The organism is Pleurocapsa sp. FMAR1, assembly GCF_963665995.1.
Taxonomy (GTDB): domain Bacteria; phylum Cyanobacteriota; class Cyanobacteriia; order Cyanobacteriales; family Xenococcaceae; genus Waterburya.
This window is the reverse complement of the sequence record NZ_OY762512.1, coordinates 1,492,739-1,509,497: the sequence shown is the minus strand read 5'-3', so window position 1 is coordinate 1,509,497 and position 16,759 is coordinate 1,492,739. Positions and strand designations below refer to the sequence as shown.

18 protein-coding genes are annotated in these 16,759 nt (G+C 38.5%); 10 read left to right on the top strand and 8 right to left on the bottom strand.

Annotated features, from left to right (window positions below):
- Positions 1–57: 57 nt before the first annotated feature.
- From SLP02_RS07330 to secA, 3 genes are all read right to left on the bottom strand, one after another.
- Positions 58–1,551: an aromatic ring-hydroxylating dioxygenase subunit alpha gene (locus SLP02_RS07330; RefSeq protein WP_319420003.1), complete on the bottom strand. Its 1,494-nt coding sequence runs from the start codon at positions 1,549–1,551 to the stop codon at positions 58–60.
- A 65-nt stretch (positions 1,552–1,616) separates the two neighbouring features.
- A complete protein-coding gene (locus SLP02_RS07325; RefSeq protein WP_319420002.1) occupies positions 1,617–2,570 on the bottom strand; it encodes a Rieske (2Fe-2S) protein in 954 nt (317 codons plus the stop codon).
- Between the two features lie 425 nt (positions 2,571–2,995).
- Positions 2,996–5,854 carry a preprotein translocase subunit SecA gene (gene secA, locus SLP02_RS07320; RefSeq protein WP_319420001.1) on the bottom strand — a complete coding sequence of 953 codons (2,859 nt, stop codon included), beginning with the start codon at positions 5,852–5,854 and terminating at the stop codon, positions 2,996–2,998.
- Positions 5,855–6,115: 261 nt separating this feature from the next.
- On the opposite strand from secA, the gene holA reads away from it, so the two are divergent.
- The 4 genes from holA (at position 6,116) to psbM (ending at position 8,601) form a co-directional block, all read left to right on the top strand.
- Positions 6,116–7,114 carry a DNA polymerase III subunit delta gene (holA, locus tag SLP02_RS07315; RefSeq protein ID WP_319420000.1) on the top strand — a complete coding sequence of 333 codons (999 nt, stop codon included), beginning with the start codon at positions 6,116–6,118 and terminating at the stop codon, positions 7,112–7,114.
- Between the two features lie 70 nt (positions 7,115–7,184).
- Positions 7,185–7,961: a 4'-phosphopantetheinyl transferase family protein gene (locus SLP02_RS07310; protein ID WP_319419999.1), complete on the top strand. Its 777-nt coding sequence runs from the start codon at positions 7,185–7,187 to the stop codon at positions 7,959–7,961.
- Between the two features lie 123 nt (positions 7,962–8,084).
- The gene (locus SLP02_RS07305; RefSeq protein WP_319419998.1) at positions 8,085–8,399 is read left to right on the top strand and encodes a 2Fe-2S iron-sulfur cluster-binding protein; all 315 of its coding nucleotides are present in this window, start codon (positions 8,085–8,087) and stop codon (positions 8,397–8,399) included.
- Between the two features lie 91 nt (positions 8,400–8,490).
- The gene (gene psbM / locus SLP02_RS07300; protein ID WP_319419997.1) at positions 8,491–8,601 is read left to right on the top strand and encodes a photosystem II reaction center protein PsbM; all 111 of its coding nucleotides are present in this window, start codon (positions 8,491–8,493) and stop codon (positions 8,599–8,601) included.
- On the opposite strand, the gene SLP02_RS07295 is transcribed toward psbM, so the two are convergent.
- From SLP02_RS07295 to SLP02_RS07280, 4 genes are all read right to left on the bottom strand, one after another.
- The gene (locus SLP02_RS07295; RefSeq protein WP_319419996.1) at positions 8,598–8,828 is read right to left on the bottom strand and encodes a hypothetical protein; all 231 of its coding nucleotides are present in this window, start codon (positions 8,826–8,828) and stop codon (positions 8,598–8,600) included. The genes psbM and SLP02_RS07295 overlap by 4 nt on opposite strands.
- Positions 8,825–9,331, bottom strand: a complete 507-nt coding sequence (locus tag SLP02_RS07290; protein ID WP_319419995.1) for a pyroglutamyl-peptidase I family protein — start codon at positions 9,329–9,331, stop codon at positions 8,825–8,827. The genes SLP02_RS07295 and SLP02_RS07290 overlap by 4 nt, the downstream gene beginning before the upstream one ends.
- A 727-nt stretch (positions 9,332–10,058) precedes the next feature.
- Positions 10,059–10,661, bottom strand: a complete 603-nt coding sequence (locus tag SLP02_RS07285; RefSeq protein ID WP_319419994.1) for a DedA family protein — start codon at positions 10,659–10,661, stop codon at positions 10,059–10,061.
- 10 nt (positions 10,662–10,671) lie between these two features.
- A complete protein-coding gene (locus tag SLP02_RS07280; RefSeq protein ID WP_319419993.1) occupies positions 10,672–11,232 on the bottom strand; it encodes a general stress protein in 561 nt (186 codons plus the stop codon).
- 176 nt (positions 11,233–11,408) lie between these two features.
- On the opposite strand from SLP02_RS07280, the gene SLP02_RS07275 reads away from it, so the two are divergent.
- The 4 genes from SLP02_RS07275 (at position 11,409) to SLP02_RS07260 (ending at position 13,843) form a co-directional block, all read left to right on the top strand.
- Positions 11,409–11,630, top strand: coding sequence for an AbrB/MazE/SpoVT family DNA-binding domain-containing protein (locus tag SLP02_RS07275; protein WP_319419992.1), 222 nt, complete (start codon positions 11,409–11,411; stop codon positions 11,628–11,630).
- Positions 11,627–12,010, top strand: a complete 384-nt coding sequence (locus SLP02_RS07270) for a type II toxin-antitoxin system death-on-curing family toxin (protein WP_319419991.1) — start codon at positions 11,627–11,629, stop codon at positions 12,008–12,010. Before SLP02_RS07275 ends, SLP02_RS07270 begins: the two co-directional genes overlap by 4 nt.
- A gap of 154 nt (positions 12,011–12,164) precedes the next feature.
- A complete protein-coding gene (locus SLP02_RS07265) occupies positions 12,165–12,728 on the top strand; it encodes an HVA1 family protein (RefSeq protein ID WP_319419990.1) in 564 nt (187 codons plus the stop codon).
- Between the two features lie 20 nt (positions 12,729–12,748).
- Positions 12,749–13,843 (top strand): DNA topoisomerase IB, encoded by a 1,095-nt coding sequence (locus SLP02_RS07260; protein WP_319419989.1) that lies wholly within the window; start codon positions 12,749–12,751, stop codon positions 13,841–13,843.
- On the opposite strand, the gene SLP02_RS07255 is transcribed toward SLP02_RS07260, so the two are convergent.
- Positions 13,815–14,090, bottom strand: coding sequence for a DUF1816 domain-containing protein (locus SLP02_RS07255; protein ID WP_319419988.1), 276 nt, complete (start codon positions 14,088–14,090; stop codon positions 13,815–13,817). The two genes, SLP02_RS07260 and SLP02_RS07255, sit on opposite strands and share 29 nt — an antisense overlap.
- 481 nt (positions 14,091–14,571) lie before the next feature.
- Here SLP02_RS07255 and SLP02_RS07250 point away from each other — a divergent pair, with 481 nt between their 5' ends.
- Both SLP02_RS07250 and SLP02_RS07245 read left to right on the top strand, forming a co-directional pair.
- A complete protein-coding gene (locus SLP02_RS07250) occupies positions 14,572–15,426 on the top strand; it encodes a DUF2267 domain-containing protein (protein ID WP_319419987.1) in 855 nt (284 codons plus the stop codon).
- A 162-nt stretch (positions 15,427–15,588) separates the two neighbouring features.
- Positions 15,589–16,746 carry a baeRF7 domain-containing protein gene (locus tag SLP02_RS07245; RefSeq protein ID WP_319419986.1) on the top strand — a complete coding sequence of 386 codons (1,158 nt, stop codon included), beginning with the start codon at positions 15,589–15,591 and terminating at the stop codon, positions 16,744–16,746.
- Positions 16,747–16,759 lie beyond the last annotated feature (13 nt).

Genomic DNA, 16,759 nt, shown 5'->3' with positions numbered 1-16,759 from the left:
CGATTTATTAAGATATATATCATCGTCAATAAAACTTTATTTTTTTGAGAATTTAGTTTAGTTATTATCAGCATGACTAAACTTGTAAACATAGAATAGCTGACTCAGTTTTTTCAATAAATAACCTGTTATTGCCAAAATAATAGCACCTGCGATCGCAACTCCAAATCCTAAGGGAGGCAAAGTATTCCACATTGATATACTTGCTGGTTCGGTGAGGGCTTGCATAGCAACATAACGTCCATCTAGAAATAAAGCTAAGAATAGACAGGCGATCGCTCCTGCATAACTCAATACTGTAAGACGATTTATATTTTTTAAAGCATCTTGGCAAACCTGACAATCTTTAGTGTGAGTTGTCCAAACATCAAATAGTTTTTCTGAATCTGTTTCCTTATTAAGAAGCTGAAGATTACAGCCTGCATCCCAAGGTACACCACCTCCCGCTCTCTTTGCCAACCACTGACGAAAAGCAATGACCGCTTTATCTTGAGGATTAGGGGTATAAACTTCACCCAACCATTTGTTTTTACCTCGTTTAGCTATGATCTTTTCTTGATAGTGCAGAAAGATTAAATCTTGGTGCAAAAATAAAGAAGCCAAGATATGATTTAACCATTTCGGCATCGGTAGGGCAAAAAAACCTAAACCTGGAGGTGTTTTACCAGCATCACTTTTAATTAAAATCTGTCTACCAATATGACGACACCAACCAGGGCGAGTTGGAATAGCATATAAAACCAAGATTAATTGACCTCCATCTTCAAAGCTGGTAACAATTCTCATGTGACAGGGTGGTTGAAAATCATGAATTGTTTGTTTGATATTAGACGCAGTGGGTGTAACTTCAAACGCAAAGCCTTCTTGAGTAGACATTTCTCTTAGACGAGGCATATCGTAATATTTTGTATCTTCATAACGACTTCCCATAATTCCATGATGGGAAACTGGCACATGGGCAGGATCGGCAACATTTTCCATAAAGAAATCCCAACCATAGGGTAAATCTCTGATATTCCAAAATGGTTTTACAATTCGACTTGAAGGATCGTCCAGTTCTGAAACAGTGCGTGGTTGTCTCAATTGACTTTCAACTTCTGCTTCGGTACCAGATTCCGCCCATACCCAAATTAAATCTTGCAGTTTTTGGGTGGGATAAACAACAGCACGAGATTTTTGGTTAGCGCAGTTTCTCGCCTCAGTTTCTTTGTCTTTAGATTGAGGAATATTAACGCAGTTGCCCAGGCGATCAAAACGCCAAGCATGATAGGCACATAATAGCGTCCCATCTGATTCTATACGCCCTTCTGAGAGGGGAGCTAATCTATGAGGACAAAAATCTTCAAAACAATGCCATTGACCAGAATTGTCTTGCCATAACACTAAATCTTTGCCTAATAACTGTATGGCATGGGGACGTGATGAATCGAGAAATTCAGCTACGGCTACTGGATACCATTGCTTCGTCCATTGAAAAGTTGATTCCGCTTCCTGTAAAAATGGCGCGGTTTGATTATCTAGGTTGTCTTGAAGATTGGTTTCAACAGTCATGGTTATTAAGAATCTAATTGACTTTAGCTACAGCTTAACGAATCGGACTTTGTTTAGTTTTATCGCTATTGCCCCCAGTTTCGGTAAAGCTTTTCTGCATGAAACATTATTTTTTCATCAGGCAGTTTAATTTTTGGGGGGTGCCTTGGATATAGACTCTCCACAGCCATGATATCTTGCTTAACTATTTCGGCTGCTGAACGCAGTAGAAAAGGCTTTGACAAAGCAAGCAATACGGGATTCGATTGGGCATAGACTAAAGTAAAAGTTTTGGTCTGATTTTCGGTTTCTGGATAGATCGCAATAACCTGTAGAACCTTACCGACGGGAAATTCCCCTACCAAAGTGTTTAACGAGGGAAAAGAGTATTCAAACCGATTTAGGTAAATCTGAGGTAAAAGTCCCAGGATCGGATTTATTAATAGCTCTTTAAACGAATTTCTGGCTCTAATAATTTTCTGGTCAAGCTTGATTTGGTAATCATTTGTTTGATAATTAGTAATCTCATTAGCTTCAATCTTAAACAACTCACGATGAGTTCCTTTAATATGGTTGTAGTCGTAATTAATTAAAAGATTACTTAGAAAATCTCCCCTTACGCTGTGGTGTCCAGTCACTCCCACAAAGCGAAATCCTTGAGATCTCCTCTCAATCGTATCGGGAATGGGCAGTTTAGCCTCGCACCCGCCATAAGTCCAAACACAATCGTCTATTATGGTAAGTTCCAAAGGATGGGTTAGGGTTGATAGAGACCGATTACTATCTAGATACCTTCCCTTACCATCAAATTCTAGTGCATGAAAGGGGCAAGTAATCGTATCTCGCTCCGCACACACCCAACCTTCATGAAGAGGTGCTTGCATATGAGGACAAATGTTATCGAGAGCAAAAACTTCTCCTTTTGAGTTCTGCCATAAAACATAGTCTCTTCCATTCAGCGTAATTTTGTTGGGTCGATTCATGCCCAACATTGACTTGTGAGCAATTAACCAAGGAGTCCCAGGTAAAATATAATTCATTTTTTTAGGAATTACGCTCACTACTTACTTTTTACCAAAAAGCTTGTTCAAAATCAGGTAACTTCCCATAGCTTCTTAGTAATCCTAACTGGGAAGTTGTTCTACTGCTTCTTTTTGTTCTGCTTCTAAAGGTGGATTGATCGCGATCTGACGTAGTACAGAAAAAGGAAGTATGCAGATAGCAAAATCTGCTTGATAGAAAGATTCTTCGGCACAGTAAACTTTTACGTCTTGATCGTACTTTTTATCTCTTCATACTTTTTGGGTGTAAATTGAAGACTTTAGCGATCGCTAAAGTCTTCAATTGTTATGGGGTTACTACCTTTTCTATTCTCCTATTGCGTCGCGTAAATGTATCAAGGATTATAGTAAAAATTAAAAAGCCAGCAATATTGCTGGCTTTTTAATTTCTAGTGAGGATTTTCTTAAACTGCTTGTACTTCTGCTTGCTGAGGAGGCTGAGTTTGCGGTTGGAATTGGAAGAGAGAATAAACAACATTACGACGAATATCAATCATCATTTCCAAGAACATTTCGTAGCCCTCTTGTTTGTATTCAATCAGAGGATCTTTTTGTCCATAACCTCGTAAACCGATAGATTCCCGCAGAGCGTCCATCGCCTGTAAGTGTTCCCGCCATAGAGTATCAATCTGTTGCAGAATAAAAAATCTTTCTGCTTGGCGCATTAACCCTGGCTGCATACTGTCAATTTGATGTTCTTTAATGTCATAGGCTTTACGAACCTCTTCACATAAGAAATTTTTCATTTCATTAACGGTCATGTCTTCTATATGAGCAGGTTCGACATCTTCGAGCAGATAGATAAACTCTTTGGCTTTATCCACCATCTTATCTAGTTTCCATTCTTCAGGAGGTAATTCGGGGTTAACATAAGCATCGACAATTTCCCCCATGGTTTTCTCTGCATACTGAATCACTTGTTCTTTGAGGTCGAAACCCTCTAATACACGGCGGCGTTCGGCATAAATAGCACGACGCTGATTATTCATCACCTCATCATATTCAAAGACCTGCTTGCGGGTATCATAATAGAAAGTTTCCACTTTCTTTTGCGCTCCTTCTAAAGAGTTGGTCAGCATTTTAGACTCAATGGGCATATCGTCTTCAACGCGCATCATATTCATCAGTTTTTCAACGCGATCGCCACCAAAGATCCGCAACAGGTTATCATCTAAACTAAGGAAAAATCTGGTTGAACCAGGGTCACCCTGTCTTCCTGCCCTGCCTCGCAACTGATTATCTACCCGACGAGAATCATGGCGTTCTGTGCCAACTACGTGTAGCCCACCGTTAGCAATTACCTCTTTATGCTCTGCATCGGTAAACTTATCGTACTCTTTACGAATAACTTGGTAAGCTGACCGCAGTTTTTGCAGTACAGGGTCATCTACAGGAGCATTTTCTGCTGCTACAGCAATTTTTTCTTCTACTTCAAGCTCAGGTAAACTTTGTTCGCCATATTGCTGCACGGCAAACTTAACCGTTTCCTTGAGCATCTTTTCCGCTTCTATTGATAGTTCTGTGGGAAAAATTTGGGGAGATGCTTTCCAGGTTTTTGCTTTCTTGCCATTGGCGTTAGCACCAAAACCCTTAGCACCATTTTTGCTCATATTTATCCCTGGAACTGATGCCATAAAATCATCATCTTCAGGGGCAACTATTTTAGGCATTAAATATTCTCTAACTTTAAGCCTTGCCATGTAGTCAGCGTTACCACCTAAGATAATGTCCGTTCCTCTACCAGCCATATTGGTCGCGATAGTTACGGCAGTTTTACGACCAGCTTGAGCCACGATTTCTGACTCTCTCTCGACGTTTTCAGGTTTGGCATTGAGCAGATTATGTTCAATACCCTTTTGCTGTAGCAATTGAGAAATTGTTTCTGATTTTTCAACGCTAGTAGTACCGACTAAAACAGGACGACCTAAAGAGTGCATATTAGCGCAGTCTTCGGCAACAGCTTGCCACTTACCAAGCTCTTTTTTAAAGACTACATCGGAAAGGTCGGCTCTTCTTGAAGATAAGTTAGTAGGAATGATTGTTACCTGAAGATTGTAAACCTTTTCAAACTCAGTTTCCTCGGTTTTCGCTGTCCCCGTCATCCCTGCTAGGGTCGGATAAAGCAAGAAAAAGTTTTGATAAGTAATACTGGCTAAGGTTTGTGTTTCTTTTTGGATTTGTACACCTTCTTTGGCTTCAATTGCTTGGTGCAGGCCGTCACTCCAGCGTCTTCCTGCTAGTACACGTCCAGTAAACTCATCGACGATTACAATCTCGTCATTGCGTACCAAATAGTGAACGTCTTTAGTAAAGAGTTCTTTAGCTTTAACAGCATTGGAGACATAGTGCGCCCAAGGGTTATCAGGGTCGTATAAATCCGTTACGCCGATAATTTCTTCTGCATGAGCAAAACCTTCGTCGGTCATGAGAATATTACGGGCTTTTTCGTCTACCTCGTAATCACCAATGCCTTCGTCACCATTGACCTCTTCGTCATAATTTTCTACTTGCTTGACTAGTTGCGCTGCTACCTGGGAAGCCTGAAGATACTTTTCTGTTGGGCGTTCTACCTGTCCTGAGATGATCAAAGGTGTTCTGGCTTCATCAACCAGCACAGAATCTACCTCGTCAATTACACAGTAGTTGAAAGGACGCTGGACAACTTCTTCCATAGACACAGCCATATTATCCCGTAGATAATCAAAGCCCAACTCACTGTTAGTGGTATAGGTAAGATCGCAGGCATAGTTTTTTCTTCTTTCTGCTGGACTCATTCCTGCCTGAATTAAGCCTACGCTTAAGCCAAGAAAACGGTGAACCTGCCCCATCCATTCCGCGTCTCTGCGGGCTAGGTAATCGTTGACCGTAACAACGTGAACTCCTTTGCCTGTCAAACCATTAAGATATGCAGGCAAAGTACACACTAGGGTTTTACCTTCCCCAGTTTTCATTTCGGCAATTTGCCCTTTATGTAATACTATGCCTCCAAGTATCTGCACATCATAATGGCGCATTCCCAAAACGCGAATTGCTGCTTCCCTAACTACAGCGAAAGCTTCGGGCAAAATATCATCAAGAATATCTTTAATTTCTTCGTCGTTAGTAGCTTTGTTGATTTGCTGGCGAAATTCTGCTGTTTTAGCTCTCAACTCTTCGTCAGATAAATCCTTAATATCCTCTTCAATGAGGTTGACTTCTGCCACCAACGGTTGAAATTTCTTTAGTTTACGTGCGTTGGGATCGCCTAGCAGTTTCTTGAACATAGTATTTTTTTATGAATAACCCGTATTTCTATCTGTCTAATATTTGCTTTTTAAGTCTTAATTGCCCAGTTGGATAGCTATATTAATAACTTTTAATAATTCTACCATTTGCCTAGTTACACTGAGTTTAGGGATATCTACCCATAATTGACTAGAAGCTTTGCAGCCAATAAGTTTTAGGGAAAAAATTGAACTAACCATTAAGATAGAAGTGTGATTAGAATTGTTTTTTGGTTACATTTTGTCATAGCTTTAACGATCATGCCTGTATATTTATATTGGGGCGAAGATGATTTTGCGATCGCCAATTCAGTCAAGAAACTACAGGCTCAAGTCCTCGACCCTGCTTGGCTTCAGTTTAACTACCATAAAATTGCAGCAGACAGTCCCCAAGCAATTATCGAAGGTTTAAATCAAGCGATGACCCCAGTATTTGGTATGGGAGAACGTTTGGTTTGGCTAGCAGATACCAATCTTTGTCATCAAAAACCGACTGAAGAGATTTTATCAGAATTAAAACGTACTTTAGAAGTAATTCCCGACACCGCTCATTTACTGTTAACTACTGATAAAAAACTGGATAAAAGATTAGGCTCAACTAAGCTAATTCAAAAAGTTGCTCAAGTAAAAGACTTTAGTTTAATTCCCCCTTGGAAAAGCGATCTTATTGCTGCTCAAGTTAAGCAAGTAGCTCAATCAAAAAAGCTTAAATTAACCCCAAAAGCGATCGCAACCTTAGCAGAATCCGTCGGCAATGACACCAGACAACTATGGAATGAATTAGAAAAATTAAAAATCTATCAAGGGGATAGCGATCGAGTTTTAGATGAAAACACCGTATCGGCTTTAGTTCTCTGCAATACTCAAAACAGTCTCAAGTTAGCAGCAGCCATTAAAGACGGGGATATCGATCGCTCTTTAGGACTGGTTACAGATTTAATCAACCGCAATGAACCAGCCTTAAAGATAGTTGCTACTTTAGTTGGGCAGTTTCGCATCTGGACAATAGTTAAGCTGATGCAGTCAACGGGGGAAAAAGATAATAAAGTAATTGCAACTGCTGCGGGTATTAATAATCCTAACCGTCTTTATTTTATCAATCAAGAAATTAGCAGTGTAAGTACCCAGCAACTTTTAGCAGTATCCCCCTTACTGCTAGAGCTTGAATATAGCCTTAAACAAGGTGCCGAAGCACTGGCAATACTGCAAACGAAGATAATTGAACTCTGTCTTGTGTTCACTTCGCAAACGCAGGTGTAAACAAAATTAAGATAATGCTTCAGGGCAATGCCCTAGACAAAATCATTAATTTCTATTTTATCTCCTAAGAATGAGCCAGAACAACAATTCAGTCTGGAAAAATCCACCGTATCATCCTCCATTAAACTGCGATCGCGTTCATTTATGGCGTGCCAATTTGGATTTATCATCAACAGTAGTTGAACAATTAGCCAGTTTTTTATCTAAAGATGAAGTAGCAAGAGCAAACAAATTTCGATTCCCTCGACACAAAAGACGCTTTACTGTAGCCAGAGGCATATTAAGACATTTATTAGGAAATTATCTGCAAATAAGCCCTGTTGCTGTAAATTTTAACTATGGCGATCGCGGTAAACCAAGCTTGGCAATACCATTTTCCAATAGTTCACTACAGTTCAATATCTCCCATTCTCACGAATATGCTCTGTATGGCTTTACTTACGATTATCCTCTTGGAGTAGATCTAGAATATCTGCGGTCAATGGAAGATGTAGCCAAAATTGCCCAGCGTTTTTTTTCTGCTCAAGAATCTCAATCGATCGCCAGTTTAAATGGTACAGAACAACATAAAGCATTTTTTCAGTTGTGGACTGCTAAAGAGGCTTATTTAAAAGCGACTGGTATCGGTTTAACAGGCTCATTGGCTGATGTAAATATATGTCTTGACCAGAATGGTTCCTGCTTACAAGCCATTCATGGAAACAAACAAGCAACGGCAAATTGGTCAATGTATTCTTATCTCCCTGTAGCTAATTATGTTGCAGCCATAGCGATAAAAACCAAAATTAATCAGCAACAAGTTGATTGCTGGAATTGGCATCATAGTCTGTGTCCGACTATTGTTTAATTAAAGAAGCATCTTATTTGCTTAGGTATACACTTCAAAACATAGTAAACTTGGAAATCAATGTATGATCTCTTATGATTTCTTAAAATTATAGTAAATAGAATTTAAGAAGAGGAATTTTCTATGACGACAATTTCCTTTGAAAAGGAAAATACGGAAGTGATCGCAGCAATGGGTTCTAATTTGCGCGAAAAAGCGATCCAAAATCGAGTTGATATTTATACCCTTGGAGGAAAACTAAGAAACTGCGGTGGTTCTGGTCAATGTTCCACCTGTGTTGTTGAAGTTGCCGAAGGAATGGAAAATTTATCTCCTAAAACGGATTTTGAAAAACGCAGACTAAAGAAAAAACCTGATAATTACCGATTAGCTTGCCAAACTATGGTTAATGGACCGGTGAAAATTATTACCAAACCAAAGCCTTCTAAGAAAAAATAAGCATGGGTCGATGCACCTAATTCGCCTAAGTAATGATATTCTAGAATAAGAATATCATTTTTATAATCACTTATTTAGGGGCTGCTATTATATGGAAGTTAATGACCTGGGATTTGTAGCTACTATCCTATTTGTTTTGGTTCCTACTGTCTTCTTGCTTATTCTCTTTATTCAGACTGAAAAAGATCAAAGAGAAGGTTAATCTAAATTTAAAGAATAATTTTTTACTTTAGAGTCGCAGATTATTCCGTCGTCTTGAGGCGGATTAATCTGTGACTGCTTTTTGCTAATTGAAGTGCGATCGCCGAGCCAAGAATATGTCCATGTCGGCTTTATTTTTGTATGGACAAACAGCCGTGACTTGTTAGTTTTGCTTTGATAGGGAAGTGCGTGGAGAAATCCCTCGTCATTTATGCAGGAGATCTTCAAAGCAAGAAATTAATAATGGCGGTAAGGTCTTCTTGAACAACATCTATGTTTCTAGCGTTAAGCACAGGAACATGAATAAAAATACAGGGGATGTTCAGAGCATTTGCTTGAGTATATTTGAGAATTGCATAATACAAGCCCTCGCAAACAAACTTGCCTGCATTATGACTTACCTCAGTATCTGCCAAACAAGTAATCATTTTATTGAGATCGACCATAGTAAAAATACAGTTTTCTCTGCAAACAGCATTAGACTCTACCGTCAGTTTTTCTCTTGATTCTGCCATTCCGCAGCAAACAATGGCTGTAGGCTTGATAGCTTTAATCTTTTCGATAACTTGCCCAGAAGCTAATTCTATATCAACAGGTAGCTTTCTAAGAAAGAATAAAGAATCCTCAGCAAATCGCCGCTTTTGGATTGTTTCTAGTAAGTCATCAGAAGAATTTGATATTTGGTGAGGTAGCCAAGTTTGAAAAGAAGTTAGAAGCAATTTATTAGACATTGATACAAAATATAGCTAATAAATAGACCTCTTGCACGAGTCAGAAATATCAGTTGAGAATGAGGTCAGAGGTCAGGAATTTAAAACCAGTATTGAAAAAATATATTCATGCAAGAAGTATAATGAAATCTAAAATGCTACTGTTAGTAGTTAGTAATTCTCATTTTAATCAATTGTTCTTAGTTTAATATTTTGATTATGGATGGCGGTGTCTGCGCTGACTTGAAAAGATTTAGATAGCACTTTTTGTATTGATGAAGTACACTCTAATTTCGTTTAGGTAAAGGGTAAAAATTTGTACCTAATGAATCTAAGAGTTTCTACGTATTTAAAAAGATATAATCCAAAAGTTACTTATTTTGTAAAAGGTTTAGAGAAAGAGTATAACTTATGACCGAATCCACCAGCCTAAATTTCGCTTAATATAATTGATGTAACTAAAAACAAATTTTACTGGATGGGGGTTGTACCGTTGTGACCCATTGCTGAGAATCGAAGGAGAGCGATCGCCAGATTCTTGGACAGTAATAATTGAAGTTAAGCTAACTAGGTGCAGAGTTTTTATCGCTTCCTCTGCTTAGTTGTTACCGAGGGAAGGCGCAATCCTTCATCAAAACGGTCTTAGGTAACAGACTAACAGTTAGCAACTTTATAGCCATTCCAATCAATTGACCTAGGCTGTAGCGATTCTCGCTTTGATTGGGTTTTGAAAATTGATTAACTTCAGTTAAATGTGGTGTTTTTTTCTTTTTATAACCCAGTAGATCACTAAAGAAATTACAGCAATAGCAACTAAAATGCTTATGGGCTTGAGATAAGTTCCTACCAATTCGTAGTTTTCCCCCAAAATATAGCCAGCATAAGTCAACAAGCTAACCCAAACAACCGATCCTGCCGTTGAATAAGCCAAAAAAGGTAGTAAAGACATCTTGCTAATGCCTGCGGGAATAGATATATAAGTTCTAATGCCTGGTATAAGACGACCAATAGCTGTTGCAATATAGCCTCTTCTATCAAACCAGTTTTTAGCCTGCTCTACATCTGCGCCAGAAACGCTCAACCATTTGCCATATTTGTCAGCGATCGCTTTGGTGCGTTTTAAGCCCCAATATTTTCCCAGAAAATACCAGGGAATTGCTCCTGCTACTGAACCTATAGTCCCTGCTATAATTACGCTAATTAAGTTTAGCTTGCCCTGAGTTACGGCAAACCCAGCTAAAGGCATAATTAGTTCTGAAGGAATAGGCGGTATTATGTTTTCCAACGCCATCAAGAAAGCAATTCCTACGTAACCAAGAGAATTTATACTATTAACAATAAATTCAAGCATGAAACAGTTCTCAAACTCCTAATACGCCACTGTTGCGAGGAGCATTATAAATATACCAGTTGCTGATTTGACGATTAAGCAAAATAGCTTCTGCACCGTTTATTTCTGCTTCCGTACCTTCTACTAAAACCAGATAAATTCCCTGGGATAAAAGCTGATCGTAGTAAACTGCTTGCTCTTCAGGAATTCCCCAGCCAATTAGCGCACCAACTAAACTTCCTCCTGCTGCACCAATACCGCTGCCCAAAAGAGCATTACCCAACAATACGGCAACCTCTGTAGCCACTCCTACGCCAGGTATCGCTAAAATACCTAAGCTCCCAATTAAGCCTAATATCCCCCCTGTTGTCGCTCCCATAAAAGCTCCTGTTTCCGCACTTCCCTTGACTCTTTGGGATGTTGCTTTGACTTCCACATCGGCTAATTTTTCCTTTTTATCTGGGTTTTGAGCGATCGCCGATATTCGATCCATATTAAAACCTGCATCTCTAAGCTCTATTAAGGCTGCTTCGGCATCTTGGCTGGTAGCAAATGTCCCTACAGCACGTTTTTGATGTTTTTGGTCGTTCATTAAGATAAAATAAGTCTTTTTTTACTGCGTCTCTATTTTGTAGATATTTAACCAAAAATACATCTTACTGTAGATGGAATTATCGATCGCATTGATGAAATGTGGTGTTGCATGATTAAAGTACGATGTAGATTATGATACTATTGTAGTTACGAAAGTAGTTACAAGCGTAAATAATGAAATTAAACATTCGCCGAATAGGTAATTCGCTGGGTGCGAGTATACCCAAAGAGCTTCTCGATCAGTTAAATGTTACCGAAGGAGACTGTTTGTACGTTACAAAAACTCCCGAAGGGGTTCTAATAACTCCTTATGACCCAGAATTTGCCGAGGTAATGGAAGCTGCTAAAGGAATTTCTAATCGCTATCGTAACGCTCTTAAAGAGTTGGCAAAATGAGCCAAGTTAGATTTGTTACTCTAGATCAAGCCAAAGCCATCCACGTTCAACATCTTGCTCTTTTTGGTGGGGCGACTGGATTTATAGATGAAGGGAGTTTAGAAAGCGCATTATATAGACCTACTAACATTGCCAACTACAATCAAGGTGCTAATTTATATGAGTTGGCTGCTGCGTTGAGCTATGCGATCGCTATTAATCACCCTTTTGTTGATGGAAACAAGCGGACTGCATTTATTGTGATGGCTGTCTTTTTAGAAATTAACGGGGTTAGTTTTGTAGCAACCGAAGTAGAGGTGGTAAAGATTATGTTAGGTGTTGCTAAGTCGGAGGTATCCGAAATAGATTTAACTGCATGGTTACAGATTAATTGTCAATAGTTTCTATTTAAAACTTTCCTTTTATTCGATACAGAAGAGAGAGTTAGAATCGTTTAGCTAATAGCTTTGGTTAAAAATCAGTCTTTTAGAAGAGGTTGAAATACCGATCGATCAGCCATTATCTTAAAGATGAGATTTCAAATAACTTTAAACTATGACAACTAAATTCAAGCAGGGCGATCGCGTGAAGTGGAAGGTAGGAAGAGGAGAAACTACTGGAAAAGTAACTCAAAAAATTACTGAATCTACTACGCTAAATGGTAGAAAAATCAGCGCGACTGAAAATAAACCCCGCTATTTAGTTGAAAACGAAAATACAGGCAAAACCAGCGTACACAAAACTAGAGCTTTGTCTTCTGTTAAAGACGCTAAAAAGCTCAAGCCTAAACAGCAAGAAGTATTAGAAGACTTTCAATCAACAGTCAACATGAATGCTTCCAAAATTAAGCAATGGCTAAAAACGGATGAAAGCAATTCTGTAGGACAAAAAGATAAAAAAGGAAAAATCAAAGGGCGTAAGTCTGGCAAGAAAATTGCCAAAATTTTGAATAAAGATCTGTCTGACTATCAGAAAAAAGACTTTAAACACATGAAAAAAGTGGTGGGCTATGTTCATCGTCATTTGGCACAAAAACCATCAGGAGATATAGAGAAAACTCCCTGGCGTTATTCGCTGATGAATTGGGGACACGATCCGCTAAAAAGCAATAAGGGATAGAAATAAGAAGGTGATATCAAATGGTGTTAGCAGTAAATAAAATAGCTAATAGCGACATCGTTAAGGTTTTGGACATTGAGCCAGAAAAGACGGCTAAACTTGCTGGCTTGAGATATATTCGGGCTGATAGTTTACGAATTGAGAGAAAAAAAGTTGGTCGGGGTTTTAGCTATCACGATCGCCTTGGCGATCGCATCACCGATGAAGCAGAATTAGAACGTCTCAAGTCTTTAACTATTCCCCCTGCTTTAACCGATGTCGTTATTTGTCATTTACCTCATGGACATTTACAGGCGACTGGCAAAGATGCTAAACAACGCAAACAGTATTTTTACCATCCTGACTGGCGCAAAATTCGCGATCGCCATAAGTTTAATCGAATGGTGTTATTTGCTGCCTCTTTACCCCAGATTAGAGCAACTACAGCCAAGCATCTGCGTCAAAAAGGCTTATCTAGGGAAAAGGTTTTAGCAACGGTGGTACAGCTACTAGAAACTACTCTAATTAGGGTGGGAAACAGCCAGTATGCTAAGAATAATCGCTCTTTTGGCTTAACTACCCTGCGCGATCGCCATATAGATATTACAGGCACCAAGGTAAAGTTTGAATTTCGCGGCAAAAGCGGTGTGGATCACGAAATCGAGCTACGCGATCGCCGATTGGCAAACGTGATCAAGCAATGCCAAGAAATACCAGGATATGAAGTATTTAAATATTACGACGAATCTGGCGATAAGCAACTTGTTGATTCAGCAGACGTAAACGAGTATCTTCAAACCATAACGGGGCAGGAATTTACGGCAAAAGACTTTCGTACCTGGGCAGGTACATTACTAGCTGCTATTGAGCTTGATGAAATAGGTGAATTTGACTCAGAAAACAAAGCACGTAAAAACATTACTCAAGCAATAAAAAATGTTGCAAAACAGCTTGGTAACCGTCCTGCAACCTGTCGTAAATATTACATTCATCCAGCTATTCTTGAGGCTTATGAAGATGGATCTTTGCTAGACTTGATGAGCCAGACGGCAAATATAGAATCAAAACCCAACCAGCTTAGTCCAGAAGAAAAGATGGTTTTAAATATTATTCAGCAAAGTATTCCTCGTCCGTAATTGTTAGCCTAGTGGGTAAACAGCGTTTAATAGCCACACTGATCCCAATCGCTTTTTCCGCCATCAGATCTTCAATATAACCAGACTGAATTTCCTTTGCTTCTGCACGAGAATCAAAAGGCCCGAAATAGTAGGTACAAGAAGGTTGCTGCGTAATGATTTCCACCCAATAAGGTTGAATAAATTTATTGTTAACTAGAGAGTTAGCAACGCTTTTCAAACGTTTGGCAAAAGTTTCAAGTAACATATTTTTTTTAGGGTTTATTTAAAGGGGTTTATTTTAAAACGAACAATAATTAAGTCAATCCTAAACGTGAGGCGTGAGTTGAACTGCTTAATAGAAAAATAACTAGATTTTTGAAACCAGAGCCAAAATAATAATTTTTATCCTATTCTTGTCAAATAAGAATAGTTTTGAAAAAACTGCTATCAAACTGGTGAATCCTTTAGCTAAATTACAAATCACTTTATATTAGCCTGCTTAAACGTAGGGTAGTTTATAATCTTTGGTCATGCTGTTAGAAAGTATACGAAAATAAGCTCATTTCTTTTTTCAACCAGCCTACAGGTCAAAAGTTGTAGACAATAGGGACAATCCAACCCAGATTTTACCTGCTCACATCTCTATCTAAAGTTAGATCTCAATATTATCCCTAAAGCAGATGCGATAATTGATATATTTTTATTAAGATCTTCCTTGTAAAAAAATAATAGAGAATAATAATTATATGCCTATAGCACTAAGAGATGATGTAATGTACATCCTCCTTAATAAAATTCATCAAGGAGATGGCAGTGGAAAACACTCTGTAGATTTTCAAGCTACAGACTTTACGGGACGCAATTTGACCATATCAGATTTTTTAGGTCATCTTGATTATTTAGAGCAAAAGCAATACATTGATGCTGAGTTTTCGGGTAATGCCTACGCCAACCAAGAAGATGTACCTGATTTAGTAGATGAGGAAGAAGTAGATTTCCGCGTTGCCAACACTTTTGGCGCACCCGATGGTCCTTTGCCCCATTTAATTAAGTTTAAAAAAGCACAACTTACCGCAAAAGGGGAAAAAATGCTGGAGCGGATGGAGAAAAATCCTCCAAATGATATGGAAAAAGGACCCTCTACACCTATTGCTACTAAAGACACGCCTTTTCTAGAGAAGGTTATGCTCAGAGGTGAATTAGAAGATATTTTTGATGCTAGAGACTTAACTACTATCGTTTATCGCACCATGCGCGATTTAATGACTACCGAAGCATCTAAAGCAGTAGAAGCAGAATTACACTCAGAAGCAGAGGAAAATGCTAGTAACAAAAGATTACAAGAGGAAATAGCCAAGCTTTGGCACGATGATAATCCTATAGTCGCCTGGTTAAGTGATATTCGTCCGCCTTTAAAATTTGATGCAGATACTTTTATATTTCGTATTGAAAAAGAAGGTGGAGTGCCTCGCGGAACAAGTGCCGAAAAAGTGATTGATGCAGTTTTCTCAGCTACTAAAGAAGAATTATCTGAAGATAAAATTAGCCAAGTTGGTGAGTTTTTACCAGGAAAAATTAAAGATATGTGGGAAGCTGCTTAGATAATACAGCATCATACATCTATTAATCTAATATTTAAATATTGAGGGCGTTGATTTCAACGTCCTTATTTTTTGATAATTTACTATCGAAAGAAGGATGCGATCGCTTTGTTTTTTTGTTGTTATGTAAATAGACGTTACCAACGATTTTAAAAAATATTTATGACTGAATTATCTCGCTCTGATTTTCAAAAGCTTGCTCAAACAACTGGTTCAACCTGTATATCTATTTATATGCCTGCTGAAAAGGCGGGAACAGAAACTAGAAAAAATCCGATCCGCTTCAAAAATCTAATTCGCGAAGCTGAACAAAAAATAGAGCAGTTGAACAAGTCAGAAGAGTTAGCAAAATCTTTAAAATCTGCTGAAGGCTATGTAGATGATTATGATTTTTGGCAACATCAAGATTGTGGATTAGCGTTTTTTGTCGATGCCGAGCGTGTACAGTATTATCGTCTTCCCTACAGTTTCCAATCAGAAGTTGAGGTAAGCGATCGCTTTTATCTTAAGCCTTTGTTACCCGTAATTTCTAACGATAGTAAATTTTATTTACTATCACTATCCCAAAATCAGGTGAAGTTTTTCTTGGGTAGCCACTACAGCATCAATCAAATACAATTACCTGAATCAGCCCCAGCTAGTTTAGCTGAAGCTTTGAAATATGATGATCCCGAAAAACAAACTCAGTCTCATAGTGCTAATTCAGGAAATAGCCCTATTTATCATGGTCAAGGAGTTGGCACTACAGATAATAAAGATGAAATAAAACGTTTCTTCGATCAGGTAGATAATAGTCTAAAAGCAGCTTTACAATCAGAAAACACTCCCTTAATCTTAGCTGGAGTGGATTACCTTTTACCCATCTATCATGAAGCAAATTCATACAATAATTTATTAGAAGCAGGAATTACTGGTAATCCTGAAAATGTTGCTACAGAAGATCTGCATCGTTCAGCTTGGGAGATTATTGAACCCCATTTTGCTGCCCAACGCCAACAAGCAATGGATAAATATCATCAGCTAGCTGATACGAATGAAGCTAGTTCTCAGCTAGAACAAATAATTCCTAGTGCTGCTAATGGACAGGTAGAAACTCTGTTTATCGCTGCCGATGCTCAAAAGTGGGGTCAATTTCAACCACAGGCAAATAAGGTAATATTCCAGACAGAATCAGCCGAAGACAGTATTGATTTGATCAATTTTGCTGTAGTTCAAACTTTCCTTCAGGGTGGCAATGTTTATATTCAAAAAGATATGCCAGCCGATACAGATGCCTTGGCTGTTTTCCGCTATCCTGTGTATGCAAAAGCCAACGCATAGCTAATATGCAGTT